Source organism: Bacillus sp. GW823-FHT06A10 (assembly GCF_058795375.1).
Genome location: NZ_JBXAHT010000011.1, coordinates 1 through 14,777, shown reverse-complemented (window position 1 = coordinate 14,777; position 14,777 = coordinate 1). Strand labels below are relative to the sequence as shown.

The window sequence follows — 14,777 nt, the reverse complement described above, 5'->3', positions numbered from 1 at the left end:
AAAGTTAGTTTGTCTAGCATCTAAAAATAAAAATTGACGTTTCACGTTGTTTGTTTCGTTTAGTTTTCAAAGTTCAACATCGCGTTTCAGCGACTTTTATAATTTAACATTTCTCATTAAATCTGTCAACAACTTTTTTCTTTCGTTCCTGACGACGCTTATTAATTTACCATATTAATCATTTAATAGTCAACACTTTTTAAAAAAATGCCAAAATAATTTTATCTTGGCATGATATAAAGCTTAATAATCACTAATGCCGCCACACCTGGTAGGCCTAATAAACTCGTTATTGCCGCTGTACCCATGTTAATTGGGATATGAAAATCAAAATATGTCCCTACAACATTTACGATAAAAAGCAATGCTATGCCTAGAGTAACATGAAAAATCACCTTTCCTATAAAACGTAATGGCTTAGAGGCAACACCAAAAACAAGAAAAATAAACACTAAAGTAAGAATGCCAACAATAATAATTGTAGAATTCATTTTTTCCTCCTTATGAATGACCTATACATCTATTTGTATGGGACAAGACAATAAAAAAGAACAGTTATCATAAACGGCATCTCTTTCATATAAACCTAATAAAACAACACCTCAGCATTTAACAAATAAAATAAAAAGGCCTGCTCAGAAAGCAGAACCCTTTACCATTGTTCCATTTTTACAGGACGACGCTTTGCTTCTTTCAACAAGAAGAAATATTTCGCCTCTGCTATTTTCAAAGAACAAATGACATCTTGAGATGGTTCTACACTTTGTTCGACCATTCTCTTCTGACGTAACCACTCATTCTTCACTTTTTCCAAAAGTACAATTAACTTATCATCATACTCTTTACGCAATTTACCCTTTTTTTGAAAGAACATTTTTGTTTCTCCTCTTATACTTCTCTGCGACCTTCTAATGCTTTCGATAGTGTCACTTCATCTGCATATTCTAAATCTCCACCAACTGGCAGACCATGTGCAATACGAGTTACTTTAATGCCTGTAGGTTTTAAGAGGCGGGAGATATACATCGCTGTAGCTTCCCCTTCAATATTAGGGTTTGTTGCTAATATTACTTCTTGTACCGTTTCATCATGTAGTCGCTTTAAGAGTTGCGGGATATTAATGTCTTCCGGTCCAATTCCCTCCATAGGAGAAATCGCACCACGTAACACATGATATACACCTTGATACTCTTTCATTTTTTCCATCGCGATTACATCTTTCGGTTCTTGCACGACACAAACAACTGATTGATCTCGATGCGAATCATTACAAATATAACAAGGATCACGATCAGTAATATGTCCACATACAGAACAATACGCTAAATCTCGCTTCGCATTTACAAGTGCTTTCGCAAAACCTAACACATCATCTTCTTTCATATCTAATACGAAAAATGCCAATCGAACCGCTGTTTTCGGTCCGATACCTGGCAACTTCATAAAACTATCGATTAGTTTTGATATTGGTTCTGGATAATGCATTTATCAATATCCTCCTAGAACATTCCACCTGGTAAGTTTAAGCCTTTTGTAAATTTACCCATCGTAGAGTTTGATAGCTCATCAGCCTTTTTAAGTGCATCATTTGTTGCAGCTAACACTAAGTCTTGTAACATTTCGATATCCTCTGGATCTACAACCTCTTCTTTAATCTTCACTTCAAGAATTTGCTTGTGACCATTTGCAATAACTGTAATCATTCCGCCGCCAGCTGTACCTTCAACTGTTTTTTCACCAAGCTCTTCTTGTGCTTTCGCCATGTCTTTTTGCATCTTTTGCATTTGTTTCATCATGTTATTCATATTTCCCATTCCGCCACGCATCATAATTAATTCCTCCTAATTATTATTACTCTTTTATTTCAATGAGTTCTTGTCCCACTAATTTCACTGCCTCTTCTATAAGAGGGTCTTCCTTTTTCTCCGGGCTTTCTTCAGACTCTCCACCTTCACGTTGTAAAAAGTCTTCACGGATTTTACCCCATTCACTTTTTGGAATGGCAATCATATTTAACCTTTTACTTAGCAATTCAAATAAAGCTTGTTCTACTGTATCCATAGCTTCTCGATTTTCGCTCGCCATCTTACAGTGAATCTCATATTGAAATGCTAAAACGTAAGTGTCATCTGAAGCTGCCACTGGTTCGCTATTTTCTAGTAGAACAGCAAACGCTACTTTGTTATATGATTTGAGTCTTCCTAACAACTCACCCCATACAGCTTTTAATTGTTCTAAATCTTGACGCTTCGCTTGTTTTAATACTTCATTTACACGCCCGACAGGAATCTTCATACTTCCTGTTCGTACGGGTTTTGGTGTTGCACGTGTCTCTCTTACTTCCTGTTGTACACCAGCTGGCACACCGTTCTTTTTGACTTGCTCTAACTCTTTCTCCAATTGCTGCATCCTGTTCATAATTGCTTGCAAACGATCAGTACCGTTTGCTTGCATCATAAACTGTTGACACAATTGCACCATAACAACTTCTAAGAAAATACGCGGATGATTTGTCCACTTCATTTCCTGTTGTCCCTTACTAAGGGTATGAATAATCTCATAGATCACTTCCGGTTGCATCTCTTCACTCAACTTACGGAATTGATCATCTACAATTACTCGTTCCAACATATGTTCTAGTTGCGGTGAAGTTTGATATAAAAGCATATCACGATAATAGTAAATGAAATCCTCCATAAAACGAACTGGATCCTTCCCTTTACTCATCATTTCATCTATGATCTGTAATGCTCTTGATACATCATTTTCACGTATGCATTCTACTAAATTGCCTAAGTATTGCTGAGAAACAGATCCTGTTACGGCCAATACATCTTCTGTCGTAACAATCTCATCACTATAAGATATAGCCTGATCAATAAGACTAAGCGCGTCACGCATACCACCTTCAGCAGCACGGGCAACAATTTGTAATGCTTCATCTTCCACTTGCGTACCTTCGTTTGTCACAACCGTTGATAATCTCTCAACAATATCATTCACTGATATTTTTCGGAATTCAAAACGCTGACAACGCGAAATAATTGTAGGCGGGATCTTATGAGGTTCTGTTGTCGCCAAAATAAAGATAACATGTCCTGGCGGCTCTTCTAAGGTTTTTAAAAGCGCATTGAATGCACCCATAGAAAGCATGTGAACTTCATCAATAATGTATACTTTATATTCTACAGCACTTGGAGCATATTTTACTTTATCTCTAATATCTCGAATTTCATCTACACCGTTATTTGAAGCCGCATCAATTTCTAATACATCTGAAATGGATCCTTGTGTAATTCCTAAACAAGAAGGACATTCATTACAAGGTTCAGCTACCGGAGCATGTTCACAGTTAATTGCTTTTGCAAATACTTTTGCAATTGTCGTTTTTCCTGTTCCCCTAGGACCAGAAAATAAATAAGCATGTGAAACTTTCTCTTGAAGAAGGGCATTTTGCAACGTTTTTGTCACGTGCTTTTGACCGACTACATCTTCGAACTTTTGCGGTCTCCATGTTCGGTATAACGCTTGGTATGACACGAAAATACGGCCTCCCTCAAAGGTTATTATCTCATTTATTATAACCCATTCTGTTTATAGATTCCAAAAGTTATTTTCTATACAAAAAACTCACCTTTGTATTAAGGTGAGTTTTGTATACATATATAACTGCCGTGCACCCTCCGTCGATTACGTACCATAAGCGTTACTCAAGCAGTTAGCTCGGTTCAGGCACTCCTGCGGCACACGAGAAGACCCGCTTATTGCTGCTTCCTTCCGGACCTGACAAGGTTCACGGGGTCCCGTTGCGCAGGACCCAAACGTCAACACCACTTACTTAAGGCAGACCTTACAGCAACATAACCTCGAGAGGGGATTCGGCCTCGCTAGAGCGGATTGCGAGTATAGGGCACCGCTACCTCCCCGCTTAGCACGGCAAAGTTAAAACCAATATTCGGTTGCCTTCATTAAAGGCATTATCAGTATAACTTGTTTCTTTATAAAATGCAAATACGTTAGTTCCCAGTATTTTTCTCTAATTTTTTTATCGCTTTTCTTTTTTTACGAAGCTCTCTAAAAAAGTTTGTTAACAACGTACCGCATTCTTCCTCTAATACACCAGATACTACTTCACATTGATGATTGAAGCGTTCATCTGTTAAAAGATTCATTAATGTCCCTGCACACCCGCCCTTCGGATCACTTGCACCATATACAACTCGCTTCACTCGTGATAAAACAATTCCACCCGCACACATTGGACAAGGTTCTAATGTTACATACAATGTTGCATCTTCTAAACGCCATGTCCCTAATTTTTTACACGCCTCATCTATCGCTAGCAACTCAGCATGAGCTATTGATCTTTGCTCAGTTTCCCTTAAATTATGGGCAACACTAATTACCTCACCATCTAACACTATAACTGCTCCAATTGGCACTTCCTGTATTTCCTCTGCCTTTTTGGCTTCTTCTATCGCTAATTGCATAAAATAAATATCTTGATCTTGTTCCATAACATAGTCCTTTCATTACAAATAAAGTACACTTATTTCCATTTACTACACAGGGGATAACTTTTATATATTCAATCCACCCTAAAAGAAAAAAGAGAGGGGATTACATATGAAAAATACCGCCTTGCTCATTATCGATATGATTAATGACTTTCAATTTTCCCACGGACCCATTCTAGCTCAAAAATGTGAGACTATCACAAACCCTATTTTACAATTAAAGAAAAAAATGAAATCCTTCGGCTATCCTATAATTTACGTTAATGACCATTATCAACTTTGGAGATCTGATATCGACCAACTTATTACTCATTGCACAAATAAATATAGCGAAAATATAATCCATAAAATTGCTCCAAATTCTGATGATTACATTTTTATTAAACCACATTATTCCGCTTTTTATGAAACACCTTTAAATTCATTACTAGGTTATTTAAAAATAGAAAATCTAATATTAACAGGAGTTGCCGGAAATATATGTATCCTATTTACAGCTAATGATGCCCATATGAGAAATTATACATTGTATGTACCACAGGATTGTATCGCCTCTAACAACGACCAAGATAATATACATGCTTTAAAAATAATGGAAGCTACATTGAAAGCAAATATAACATCGTCATCCAAAATAAAATTTAATTAATACATATATCTATTTTCTAACTTTTTATATCAAATTAACCCGCTCGCTTCCCTCTTGTGCTACAATAATTCTGTTTTGTGTTTTTAGTAGTCACGGTAAATCACTGATTGAAAGGAGGAAACAGCGTGACCGGAGTACCATTTATCACGGTTGAAGGACCAATTGGTGTTGGAAAAACTTCACTTGCGAAGGAAATTTCAACTCACATGCAACTCCACTTACTAAAAGAGATTGTTGATGAAAATCCCTTTTTAGGAAAGTTCTATGAAGACATCGACGAATGGAGTTTTCAAACAGAGATGTTCTTTCTTTGTAATAGATACAAACAATTAGAAGATATTAACATAAAGTATTTGAATCAAAGGAAACCAGTAGTAGCGGATTACCATATCTTTAAAAATTTAATTTTTGCATCCCGCACATTAAAAGACTCTCAATATGACAAGTACATGCAAATTTATCGTATCCTTACACAAGATATGCCTGTGCCAAACGTCATTGTTTATTTAACAGCTAGCCTAGAAACATTGCAAAAACGAATCGCCATGCGCGGAAGAGAATTTGAAAAAAACATGGATCCAAATTACTTACTACAGCTCACAAAAGATTATGAAACAGCAATGGATGCTTTTAAAAAAGATCATCCGGAAATACCAGTATTGAAATTTAATGGAGACGATATGGATTTTGTAAAAAATCCTGATGATTTAAACGTCATCCTATCTGCCCTTCAAAATACTCTCTTAAAGGAGTCGAAATAATAATGAATTTAAGGCAAAAATATGATATACCCAATGACGCAGTAATCACTATCGCCGGAACGGTAGGTGTGGGTAAATCAACTATGACAACTGCATTAGCTAATGCTTTAGGTTATCGCACATCATTTGAAAAAGTAGATTCCAATCCATACTTGGACAAGTTCTATGCGGACTTCACTCGCTGGAGCTTCCACCTACAAGTGTACTTTTTAGCAGAACGATTTAAGGAACAAAAAAGAATTTTTGAATACGGTGGCGGTTTTGTTCAAGATCGTTCTATTTACGAAGACACTGGAATTTTCGCAAAGATGCATCATGAAAAAGGTACGATGACGGAAACTGATTATGAAACATACAAAGGATTATTTGACGCTATGGTCATGACTCCTTACTTCCCTCATCCAGACTTATTAATTTACTTAGAAGGTTCTTTCGATGATATTGTCGATCGTATTCAAGAACGCGGACGCCCAATGGAACAGCAAACGCCAATTGAGTACTGGAAAGAAATGCATGGACGTTATGAAAACTGGATTAACAACTTTAATTCATGCCCTGTATTACGCTTAAATATTAATGAGTACGATATTTTAAAAGATGGGGATTCAATCGAACCAATCATTAAAAAAATTGGCCATTTTTTAAAACAAACACGTAAACTTGTAAAATAAAAAACCCGTGCATATGCACGGGTTTTCCTATTAAATTACTTCTTCTTTGTTGGAGCAATAATTTCACTCTCAGGTTTTCCTGCGTTAATACGCTGACGAACAGTACTTGTACTAATATCGTATGCTTCAGCAATCTCTTTAACAGTCATTTCTTTCCCATTAATTACTGCCGTTAATACTTTACCTGTACGTTTTGGAGCCGCTTCTTTCTTTACAGCTGCTTTTTTAACTTGTTTTGGCACCTCTACTTTATTCGTAGCTGGTTTTACATCACAAGTACAACCACAAAGTTTACGGAATGTATCATCACTAATAATGCGTGATACGTTTGCACCACTGTTTAAAATTCTATTGTTCTTACAGACAGGACATTGTACATAATATAAAGTTTTTCCATCTAAAGGAAACGTTTGTATAATAAGATCCATGTTGACTCCTTTCATATCTATGAAGATAATCATCGGAATATGAGTGTGTAATAAGGACAAAATTACCTTACACCATACTTTATGATTGGTTTTAAAATAAAAACTCGTTACGTGTTGGTAACGAGTTCTCCAATCTCCACTTATATGCGCTGTTGTCAATTATATCTGGAGGAGGTAGAGGGATTCGAACCCCCGCGCGACTCTCGCCGCCTGTCGGTTTTCAAGACCGATCCCTTCAGCCAGACTTGGGTATACCTCCATATTGACATCAAATATAATATCAAAAGAAAAACAGTTAGTCAACCCTACTAAAATAAATTATGAGGAAAGGAAAATTTTACTTTCCCCTTCCTACATTACAGTACTGACAACGCTCATAATTACCAATCACTCATACCGATGAATGTTTAAATTTACTTAATAACTGTTTTTCCTCCCATATAAGGGCGAAGAACTTCTGGAATTATAATTGTACCATCTTCTTGTTGGTAGTTCTCTAAAATAGCTGCAACCGTACGTCCAATTGCAAGACCAGATCCATTTAATGTATGGACATGTTCTGGTTTTCCATTTGGCTCACGGCGGAAACGGATATTTGCACGTCTCGCTTGGAAAGCTTCAAAATTACTACAAGAAGAAATTTCACGATATGTGCCATAGCTTGGAATCCATACTTCAATATCGTATTTCTTCGCTGCTGTAAATCCTAAATCGCCTGTGCACATGCTCATAACGCGATATGGCAACTCTAATAATTGTAACACGCGTTCTGCATCATTTGTTAATTTTTCTAACTCTTCATAAGAATCTTCTGGTTTTACGAACTTCACAAGCTCTACTTTATTGAACTGATGCTGGCGAATTAAACCGCGTGTATCGCGACCAGCTGAACCTGCTTCAGAGCGGAAGCAAGAGCTAAATGCAGCATATCTTATAGGCAATTGCTCTTTATTTAAAATCTCATCACGATGCATATTCGTTACAGGTACTTCAGCTGTTGGAATTAAGAAATAATCTTCACTTTCAATACGGAATGCATCTTCTTCAAACTTTGGAAGTTGTCCTGTTCCTGTCATACTTGCACGGTTTACCATATATGGAGGTAATACTTCTTCATATCCATGCTCATCAGTATGAAGATCAAGCATAAAGCTAATTAAAGCACGCTCTAATCTTGCACCAGCACCTTTGTAAAATACGAAGCGGCTTCCTGTTACTTTCCCAGCGCGTTCAAAATCTAAAATTCCTAAATCAGTAGCAAGATCCCAATGTGGTTTTGGTTCAAAAGTAAATTCTTTTACTTCTCCCCAAGTACGCGCTACTACATTATCATCCTCTGTTTCACCGACTGGAGCAGACTCATGAGGGATATTTGGAATAGATAACATTAATCTTTCTAAGTCTTCTTCAACTGTGCGAAGTTCGTTATCAAAATCCTTTACTTTTTCTCCAACCTCACGCATTTCTAAAATTAGAGCTTCTGCATCTTTCTTTTCGCGCTTTAATACAGAGATTTGTTGAGACACTTCATTACGTTTACTTTTTAATTCTTCTGTCTGAACAAGTAGTTCTCTTCTTCTCGTATCAAGTTCTTCAAAACGTCCGAAATCAGTTAAATCTTCACCTCTATGCTGTAATTTCGCTTTTACTTCTTCAAAGTTTGTACGTAAAAATTTAATATCAAGCATTATATACTCCTCCTTTTATTTTATAAAACACAAAAAACTCCCGTCCCTATATAAAGGGACGGGAGTTAACCCGCGTTGCCACCCTAGTTGAAAGCATTACCACTTTCCTCTCAAGTAGAAATAACGGCTCTTCACCGGGAATGCTTACTAATCCAAAAGATGTTCCACATTCCATTCCAGGATGGATTCACAAACTGTTTCTATCGATTTCCACCAACCATCGACTCTCTATAAGAAACAACATTTGTTACTATTTCCTATCAACACGCTTATTTTATAAAATTGTTACCATCAATTTACTATAATCTTATACAAGTTGCAAGTTACTTATACAACTTTTTTCATTTTCGCTTCTTTTACCATTTCAACAAAGTATGCTGTTACACGATGATCATCTGTTAATTCCGGATGGAATGAAGCAGCTAAAAACTGATCTTGTCTTACCGCTACCATTCGGTCACCATGCTTAGAAAGCACTTCAACATTATCAGCTACTTCTACAACATACGGCGCACGGATAAATACACCAACGAAGCCTTCACCCACACCTTCAATTGAAAGCGCAGCTTCAAAACTATCCTTTTGGCGTCCGAACGCATTGCGCTCAACTGTAATATCCATAGCACCAATATGTGCTTCTTCATAGCCAATAAGTGTTTTCGCAAGAAGAATCATCCCTGCACATGTACCAAACATTGGTTTACCAGACTTTGCAAATGTGCGAAGTGGTTCCATGAAAGCATACTTATCAATAAGACGGCGCATTGTTGTACTTTCACCGCCTGGTAAAATAAGACCATCAATCTCTTCAAGTTGCTCTATACGCTTTACAACAACAGCTTCTGCACCACTTGCTTCAACTGATTTTACATGTTCACGAACTGCACCTTGAAGACCTAGTACACCGATTTTCACCATTTTAAAGTTCTCCTTTAATTACCATCCACGCTCTTGCATGCGTTGTTCTGGTAATAACGTTGAAATTTCGATACCCTTCATTGCATTACCTAATCCTTTAGAAAGACTTGCAATTAGTTCGTAATCTTCATAATGAGTCGTTGCTTCAACAATTGCACGTGCAAATCTCTCTGGGTTTTCTGATTTGAAGATACCAGATCCAACAAATACCCCATCAGCACCAAGTTGCATCATTAATGCAGCATCTGCTGGCGTTGCTATACCACCTGCCGCAAAGTTTACAACTGGTAAGCGACCAAGACGTTTAATTTCAAGTAATACTTCGTAAGGAGCACCAGTATTTTTTGCATATGTCATTAACTCATCTTCACGTAGACTCGCAACTTGACGGATTTCTGCATTGACTTGGCGCATATGACGCACTGCCTCTACAATGTTTCCTGTTCCTGGTTCACCTTTTGTACGAAGCATAGATGCACCTTCTGCAATACGACGTGCAGCTTCTCCGATATCACGGCAACCACATACAAATGGAACTGTGTAATCACGTTTATTTAAATGGTATACTTCATCAGCAGGAGTTAATACTTCACTCTCATCGATATAGTCTACCCCTAATGATTCTAATACACGTGCTTCTACAAGGTGACCGATACGGCATTTTGCCATAACCGGAATTGACACTGCACCCATAACTTCTTCAACGATTGTTGGGTCTGCCATACGAGAAACGCCACCTGCTGCACGAATGTCTGCTGGTACACGCTCTAATGCCATAACGGCAACTGCGCCTGCCTCTTCTGCAATTTTTGCTTGTTCAGCGTTAATTACGTCCATAATAACGCCGCCTTTTTGCATTTCTGCCATTCCACGTTTTACACGCTCTGTCCCTGTTACATTTGTCATGTACAAAAACCCCCCTAGGTGAATTGCTTTCCCCCGTTAAAGGCGAAAATTAAGAATACTCTTACATTCTACCACTAACTATCAGATGCTTGTCTACTACTTTTTCATAAAGTCGGTATGAAAAATAGGAATAAAAAAAAAGCCCCTACCATGAGGAGCTTCTAAAACCAACCTTTTACTGTATCAACAGCACTATTCCACATACCACTAAAGAATGAACCAATTCCGCGCATAGCACGAGTAAACCAGTTTGCTTCTTCTACTTCAGATGTTGTTACAAGATCCACTTGCAACGACTTACCAGTTAAAAATCCAGGGTCGTTTGTATCTTTTGGCGTAATTACCATTTGACCAAGCGCAGCTCCCTTTTTAATAGGTGCTTCTTGTCCCTTACTTGATTCTTTTAATTCTGTTTTATAAACATCTTTACTTCCTTTTGGCACTGGAAGTGAAATAGCTTGTTTCGTTTGAACTGCTACATCTTTATCTTTCGCATTTTCTACTCTTACTGTTTCTTGTCCTTTTACTGAAGAACCTTTTTTATACATTTGTTTCACTTCAAAGTTAGCAAATCCATAATCATATAGCTTCTTTGTTTCATCAAAACGTGCTGTATGAGAACTTGTTTTAATAACTACAGAAATAAAACGCATACCGTTTCTTTCAACCGTACCAGTGAAGCAATCTCCTGCTTCTGGAGTTGAGCCTGTTTTCAGACCATCTACGCCATCATATTCTTTAACTAAGCCCTTTAACATCCAGTTCCAGTTTGACATTGCAAACTTCTCTTTTTCTGGACGGAATTCTTTTTTAGGAATTTTTGCTGTATCTAACACTTTTGGATAATCTTTAATTAAATGTTGTGCTAAAGTTGCAACATCCTTTGCAGACATTTTATTTTCTTCATCTGCTGTTGTTCCTTCAGGGTGCATTCCCTTTAAATCTTTATTCGTTAAACCTGTAGAATTGACAAATTTATAATTTTTCAACCCTAGTTCTTTCGATTTATCATTCATCATTTTTACGAAATCTACTTCTTTACCTGCAATTGCTTCTGCTAATGCAATTGTTGCACCATTTGCAGAAAAGATTGCCATTGCCTCATATAACTCTTTTACTGTATAAGAGCCACCATTTTCTAATGCAACATTTGATAATGAAGCATCTTGTGAAACCTTATATGCATATTCAGAAACCTTAATTTTCTGATCCCACTTAAGTTTTCCTTTATCCACTGCTTCGTGAACTAAATATTCACTCATCATCTTTGTCATACTAGCAATGGATAATAATTCATCTGCATTCTTTTGATATAAAATTTTCCCAGAATTCGCTTCTACTAAAATTGCCGCGCCTGCTTCAATGTTTAAAGCGGCTCCTGTTTCAGCTGATGCATTGCTATATGGCATAAAAATGCTACAAGCTAGTGTAAGCACTGTTACCAAAGCAATGAATCTTTTGCAAAACATACCTTTCACTTTTGCTACCCCCAATATCTATGTACTCACATAACCGTTATTCTAACATAATCAAAAAAAAATAGACAGAGATATCAAATCTCTGTCTATTTGTATATAAGACATTATAATGAGTAGTTTGGAGCCTCTTTTGTAATTTGTACGTGATGAGGATGACTTTCACGTAAGCCTGCACCTGACATACGAATGAATTGTGCATTTTCGCGTAAGAATTCTAAATCCTGTGCTCCGCAATATCCCATACCTGCACGTAAGCCACCAACTAATTGGTGAACTGTATCTGCTAAAGGTCCTTTATATGGTACTCGTCCTTCAATACCTTCTGGAACAAGTTTTTTATTTCCTTCTTGGAAGTAACGATCTTTACTTCCTTTTTCCATCGCACCGACAGAACCCATACCACGATACACTTTAAATTGACGACCTTGGTAAATTTCAGTTTCTCCAGGACTTTCGGCAACACCAGCAAACATACTACCTAGCATAACAACATGTGCTCCTGCTGCTAAAGCTTTAACCATATCACCAGAGTACTTAACACCCCCATCAGCAATAACTGGAATACCGTGTTTACGAGCTTCGGTTGCACAATCATAAACTGCTGTTAATTGTGGTACACCAACACCAGCTACAACACGTGTTGTACAAATAGAACCTGGTCCAATACCAACTTTAACTACGTTTGCACCAGCTTCAATTAATGCTTTCGTTGCTTCAGCTGTAGCAACATTTCCAGCGATAATATTTAATGATGGATATTTAGCACGAACTTCTTTTACCTTATCAATAACGCCTTTAGAATGCCCATGAGCTGTATCAAGTACAATTGCATCTACACTAGCTTTTACTAATGCATCGATACGAAGCATAGCATCAGCTGTTACACCAACTGCCGCTCCAACTAATAAGCGTCCTTGCTTATCTTTAGCAGAGTTTGGGAATTCAATTACTTTTTCAATATCTTTTATTGTAATCAGCCCTTGTAATACACCGTTATTATCAACAAGAGGGAGTTTTTCAATTTTATACTTTTGTAGGATCTTTTCAGCTTCTTCCAGTGTAGTACCAACTGGAGCTGTAATTAATTGTTCTTTTGTCATTACGTCAGAAATTTTGATTGAGTAGTCTTGGATGAAGCGCATATCACGGTTTGTAATAATACCAACTAATTTTCGCTCATCTAAATTATTTACAACCGGTACACCTGAGATACGATATTTTCCCATAAGATGTTCTGCATCATATACTTGATGTTCTGGAGTTAAGAAGAAAGGATCTGAAATAACGCCGCTTTCAGAGCGCTTTACTTTATCAACTTGCTCTGCTTGTTGCTCAATAGACATATTCTTATGAATAATTCCTAAACCACCTTGGCGAGCCATTGCAATAGCCATGTCAGCTTCTGTTACTGTATCCATTCCTGCACTAATTAACGGGATGTTTAGCTGTAAGCTTTCAGATAAAACTGTTTTAACACTTACTTCTCTTGGTAATATATCTGACCTAGCTGGTACAAGTAATACATCATCAAAAGTCAAACCTTCTTTAACAAATTTAGATTCCCACATAATTGTTCCCCCTATGATACCAGAAATTATTATTAGTAGCTTATCAATTGGTTAAAATACTGTCAAGGACGTATATATATGTTAGAATTTTTAGACAATAAAAGGAGCGTAATATATGCATCAAACATCTTGCACTTGGCAGCAGTTAAGTTTCTTTTTTTCATCTCAAAACGTACAACGTTATCTTGCCCGTTGTTATGAAAAATCCTCTATTCAGGATGCCGAAAAAAAAAGTTTTGAAAATTGTTATCCCTTTATTTATTACTTAGAACACGGGAAAAATTATTATGAATTATATAAGACAGCTCCATTTTCCATTCAACCAATGTTGTTATTTTATGGAATTAGCCAACTTTTTAAAGCATGTCTACTAACCATTGATCCTAACTATCCTGAATCCACTACTGTTTTAGCTCATGGCGTTACAACTCGCAAACGAAAAAAACAAGGGTATCAATTTTTAGAAGATGAGGTGAAGGTACAAAAAAACGGATTGTTTACTCATGTTGCAGAACAACTGTTTCACATGAAACACTTAGAAGCAGAAAAATTTAACATGTTAGAACTAATGGGAAATATTCCAGAATTACAAAATCTGCTCCGCTATAGTCAAAAAGGATCAACTTTATATAAAATCGATTCAACAATTAAAAATGAGCTCTCCTTTTCAGTCAACCTACTAGATCGATTACATATGACTAAAGAGAGATTTTCTCGCTACATTGAAACATCTTGTAAGCATTTATCAATGCAACATGTACCTGAGAAAACTAATGAATCGAATTTACTTTTTACGGCGCCAATTCAATCATGGAATCCTATGTACAGTACTCCTTTATACTATGAATATCTTACTAATACTTATTATTTACCACTTACAACTGATCCTAGAAATCCTAAACCAGTATTACCCGAACTCCTCGTTCATTATTTATTGCTCTATAATTTAAGCATGATTTCTAGGTATGAAACAGATTGGTGGTATGACTTACTTGGAAGCTATGGCTCTGAAGATTATCCATTTATTTATCAATTTCTTAATATTTCTGCTCAAAAAATCCCTTACTATATTTCATCATTTTTACTAACAGAACCTAACCTATTTCATGGGAAATAAAAAAAACACAAGTCAAAAGACTTGTGTTTTTAGTTGCTTGGCGACGTCCTACTCTCACAGGGACAAGGTCCCAACT

Annotated in this window: 16 protein-coding genes, 1 tRNA gene, 1 other RNA gene and 1 other annotated feature; of the genes, 4 read left to right on the top strand and 14 right to left on the bottom strand. The window is 36.7% G+C overall.

What is annotated here, in order from left to right; genetic code table 11:
* Positions 1 to 221: 221 nt before the first annotated feature.
* The 7 genes from AC1Q8M_RS27670 to tadA form a co-directional block, all read right to left on the bottom strand.
* Positions 222 to 491, bottom strand: a complete 270-nt coding sequence (locus AC1Q8M_RS27670; protein WP_001089273.1) for a pro-sigmaK processing inhibitor BofA family protein — start codon at positions 489 to 491, stop codon at positions 222 to 224.
* Positions 492 to 652: 161 nt separating this feature from the next.
* Positions 653 to 874 (bottom strand): YaaL family protein, encoded by a 222-nt coding sequence (locus tag AC1Q8M_RS27665; RefSeq protein WP_000466019.1) that lies wholly within the window; start codon positions 872 to 874, stop codon positions 653 to 655.
* Between the two features lie 14 nt (positions 875 to 888).
* A complete protein-coding gene (gene recR, locus AC1Q8M_RS27660; protein ID WP_000559169.1) occupies positions 889 to 1,485 on the bottom strand; it encodes a recombination protein RecR in 597 nt (198 codons plus the stop codon).
* A gap of 14 nt (positions 1,486 to 1,499) precedes the next feature.
* Positions 1,500 to 1,826 (bottom strand): YbaB/EbfC family nucleoid-associated protein, encoded by a 327-nt coding sequence (locus AC1Q8M_RS27655; RefSeq protein WP_014894853.1) that lies wholly within the window; start codon positions 1,824 to 1,826, stop codon positions 1,500 to 1,502.
* A 25-nt stretch (positions 1,827 to 1,851) separates the two neighbouring features.
* Positions 1,852 to 3,540 (bottom strand): DNA polymerase III subunit gamma/tau, encoded by a 1,689-nt coding sequence (dnaX, locus tag AC1Q8M_RS27650; protein WP_000121561.1) that lies wholly within the window; start codon positions 3,538 to 3,540, stop codon positions 1,852 to 1,854.
* Between the two features lie 132 nt (positions 3,541 to 3,672).
* Positions 3,673 to 3,937: signal recognition particle sRNA large type (gene ffs / locus AC1Q8M_RS27645), an RNA gene on the bottom strand.
* Between the two features lie 79 nt (positions 3,938 to 4,016).
* Positions 4,017 to 4,517, bottom strand: coding sequence for a tRNA adenosine(34) deaminase TadA (gene tadA / locus AC1Q8M_RS27640; protein ID WP_000434330.1), 501 nt, complete (start codon positions 4,515 to 4,517; stop codon positions 4,017 to 4,019).
* 109 nt (positions 4,518 to 4,626) lie between these two features.
* On the opposite strand from tadA, the gene AC1Q8M_RS27635 reads away from it, so the two are divergent.
* The 3 genes from AC1Q8M_RS27635 (at position 4,627) to AC1Q8M_RS27625 (ending at position 6,598) form a co-directional block, all read left to right on the top strand.
* Positions 4,627 to 5,166 (top strand): cysteine hydrolase family protein, encoded by a 540-nt coding sequence (locus tag AC1Q8M_RS27635; protein WP_016513286.1) that lies wholly within the window; start codon positions 4,627 to 4,629, stop codon positions 5,164 to 5,166.
* Positions 5,167 to 5,291: 125 nt separating this feature from the next.
* The gene (locus AC1Q8M_RS27630) at positions 5,292 to 5,927 is read left to right on the top strand and encodes a deoxynucleoside kinase (RefSeq protein ID WP_000148218.1); all 636 of its coding nucleotides are present in this window, start codon (positions 5,292 to 5,294) and stop codon (positions 5,925 to 5,927) included.
* Between the two features lie 2 nt (positions 5,928 to 5,929).
* The gene (locus AC1Q8M_RS27625; protein WP_001053585.1) at positions 5,930 to 6,598 is read left to right on the top strand and encodes a deoxynucleoside kinase; all 669 of its coding nucleotides are present in this window, start codon (positions 5,930 to 5,932) and stop codon (positions 6,596 to 6,598) included.
* A 35-nt stretch (positions 6,599 to 6,633) separates the two neighbouring features.
* Here AC1Q8M_RS27625 and AC1Q8M_RS27620 read toward each other — a convergent pair whose 3' ends face one another.
* The 7 genes from AC1Q8M_RS27620 to guaB all read right to left on the bottom strand — a co-directional run bounded on the left by AC1Q8M_RS27620 (position 6,634) and on the right by guaB (position 13,584).
* Positions 6,634 to 7,026, bottom strand: a complete 393-nt coding sequence (locus AC1Q8M_RS27620) for a sigma factor-like helix-turn-helix DNA-binding protein (RefSeq protein ID WP_000364192.1) — start codon at positions 7,024 to 7,026, stop codon at positions 6,634 to 6,636.
* Between the two features lie 166 nt (positions 7,027 to 7,192).
* A tRNA-Ser gene (locus tag AC1Q8M_RS27615) sits at positions 7,193 to 7,285 on the bottom strand.
* Positions 7,286 to 7,439: 154 nt separating this feature from the next.
* On the bottom strand, positions 7,440 to 8,714 hold the full coding sequence (serS, locus tag AC1Q8M_RS27610) for a serine--tRNA ligase (protein ID WP_000884174.1): 1,275 nt from the start codon (positions 8,712 to 8,714) through the stop codon (positions 7,440 to 7,442).
* A gap of 51 nt (positions 8,715 to 8,765) precedes the next feature.
* Positions 8,766 to 8,987 (bottom strand) — a binding site (T-box leader).
* Between the two features lie 54 nt (positions 8,988 to 9,041).
* Positions 9,042 to 9,632, bottom strand: coding sequence for a pyridoxal 5'-phosphate synthase glutaminase subunit PdxT (gene pdxT / locus AC1Q8M_RS27605; protein ID WP_065228310.1), 591 nt, complete (start codon positions 9,630 to 9,632; stop codon positions 9,042 to 9,044).
* Between the two features lie 18 nt (positions 9,633 to 9,650).
* On the bottom strand, positions 9,651 to 10,538 hold the full coding sequence (pdxS, locus tag AC1Q8M_RS27600) for a pyridoxal 5'-phosphate synthase lyase subunit PdxS (protein ID WP_000186154.1): 888 nt from the start codon (positions 10,536 to 10,538) through the stop codon (positions 9,651 to 9,653).
* Positions 10,539 to 10,699: 161 nt separating this feature from the next.
* Positions 10,700 to 12,007: a D-alanyl-D-alanine carboxypeptidase DacA gene (gene dacA, locus AC1Q8M_RS27595; protein WP_125653127.1), complete on the bottom strand. Its 1,308-nt coding sequence runs from the start codon at positions 12,005 to 12,007 to the stop codon at positions 10,700 to 10,702.
* 113 nt (positions 12,008 to 12,120) lie between these two features.
* On the bottom strand, positions 12,121 to 13,584 hold the full coding sequence (guaB, locus tag AC1Q8M_RS27590) for an IMP dehydrogenase (RefSeq protein ID WP_000264089.1): 1,464 nt from the start codon (positions 13,582 to 13,584) through the stop codon (positions 12,121 to 12,123).
* A gap of 115 nt (positions 13,585 to 13,699) precedes the next feature.
* On the opposite strand from guaB, the gene AC1Q8M_RS27585 reads away from it, so the two are divergent.
* Positions 13,700 to 14,701 carry a YaaC family protein gene (locus AC1Q8M_RS27585; RefSeq protein ID WP_000554294.1) on the top strand — a complete coding sequence of 334 codons (1,002 nt, stop codon included), beginning with the start codon at positions 13,700 to 13,702 and terminating at the stop codon, positions 14,699 to 14,701.
* Positions 14,702 to 14,777 lie beyond the last annotated feature (76 nt).

Excerpts from the sequence above, each read along its gene's own strand:
- AC1Q8M_RS27670 (WP_001089273.1), bottom strand. The coding sequence starts at position 491 with ATGAATTCTACAATTATTATTGTTGGCATTCTTACTTTAGTGTTTATT.
- AC1Q8M_RS27665 (WP_000466019.1), bottom strand. The coding sequence starts at position 874 with ATGTTCTTTCAAAAAAAGGGTAAATTGCGTAAAGAGTATGATGATAAG.
- recR (WP_000559169.1), bottom strand. The coding sequence starts at position 1,485 with ATGCATTATCCAGAACCAATATCAAAACTAATCGATAGTTTTATGAAG.
- AC1Q8M_RS27655 (WP_014894853.1), bottom strand. The coding sequence starts at position 1,826 with ATGCGTGGCGGAATGGGAAATATGAATAACATGATGAAACAAATGCAA.
- tadA (WP_000434330.1), bottom strand. The coding sequence starts at position 4,517 with ATGGAACAAGATCAAGATATTTATTTTATGCAATTAGCGATAGAAGAA.
- AC1Q8M_RS27635 (WP_016513286.1), top strand. The coding sequence starts at position 4,627 with ATGAAAAATACCGCCTTGCTCATTATCGATATGATTAATGACTTTCAA.
- AC1Q8M_RS27625 (WP_001053585.1), top strand. The coding sequence starts at position 5,930 with ATGAATTTAAGGCAAAAATATGATATACCCAATGACGCAGTAATCACT.
- AC1Q8M_RS27620 (WP_000364192.1), bottom strand. The coding sequence starts at position 7,026 with ATGGATCTTATTATACAAACGTTTCCTTTAGATGGAAAAACTTTATAT.
- serS (WP_000884174.1), bottom strand. The coding sequence starts at position 8,714 with ATGCTTGATATTAAATTTTTACGTACAAACTTTGAAGAAGTAAAAGCG.
- pdxT (WP_065228310.1), bottom strand. The coding sequence starts at position 9,632 with ATGGTGAAAATCGGTGTACTAGGTCTTCAAGGTGCAGTTCGTGAACAT.
- pdxS (WP_000186154.1), bottom strand. The coding sequence starts at position 10,538 with ATGACAAATGTAACAGGGACAGAGCGTGTAAAACGTGGAATGGCAGAA.
- dacA (WP_125653127.1), bottom strand. The coding sequence starts at position 12,007 with ATGTTTTGCAAAAGATTCATTGCTTTGGTAACAGTGCTTACACTAGCT.
- guaB (WP_000264089.1), bottom strand. The coding sequence starts at position 13,584 with ATGTGGGAATCTAAATTTGTTAAAGAAGGTTTGACTTTTGATGATGTA.
- AC1Q8M_RS27585 (WP_000554294.1), top strand. The coding sequence starts at position 13,700 with ATGCATCAAACATCTTGCACTTGGCAGCAGTTAAGTTTCTTTTTTTCA.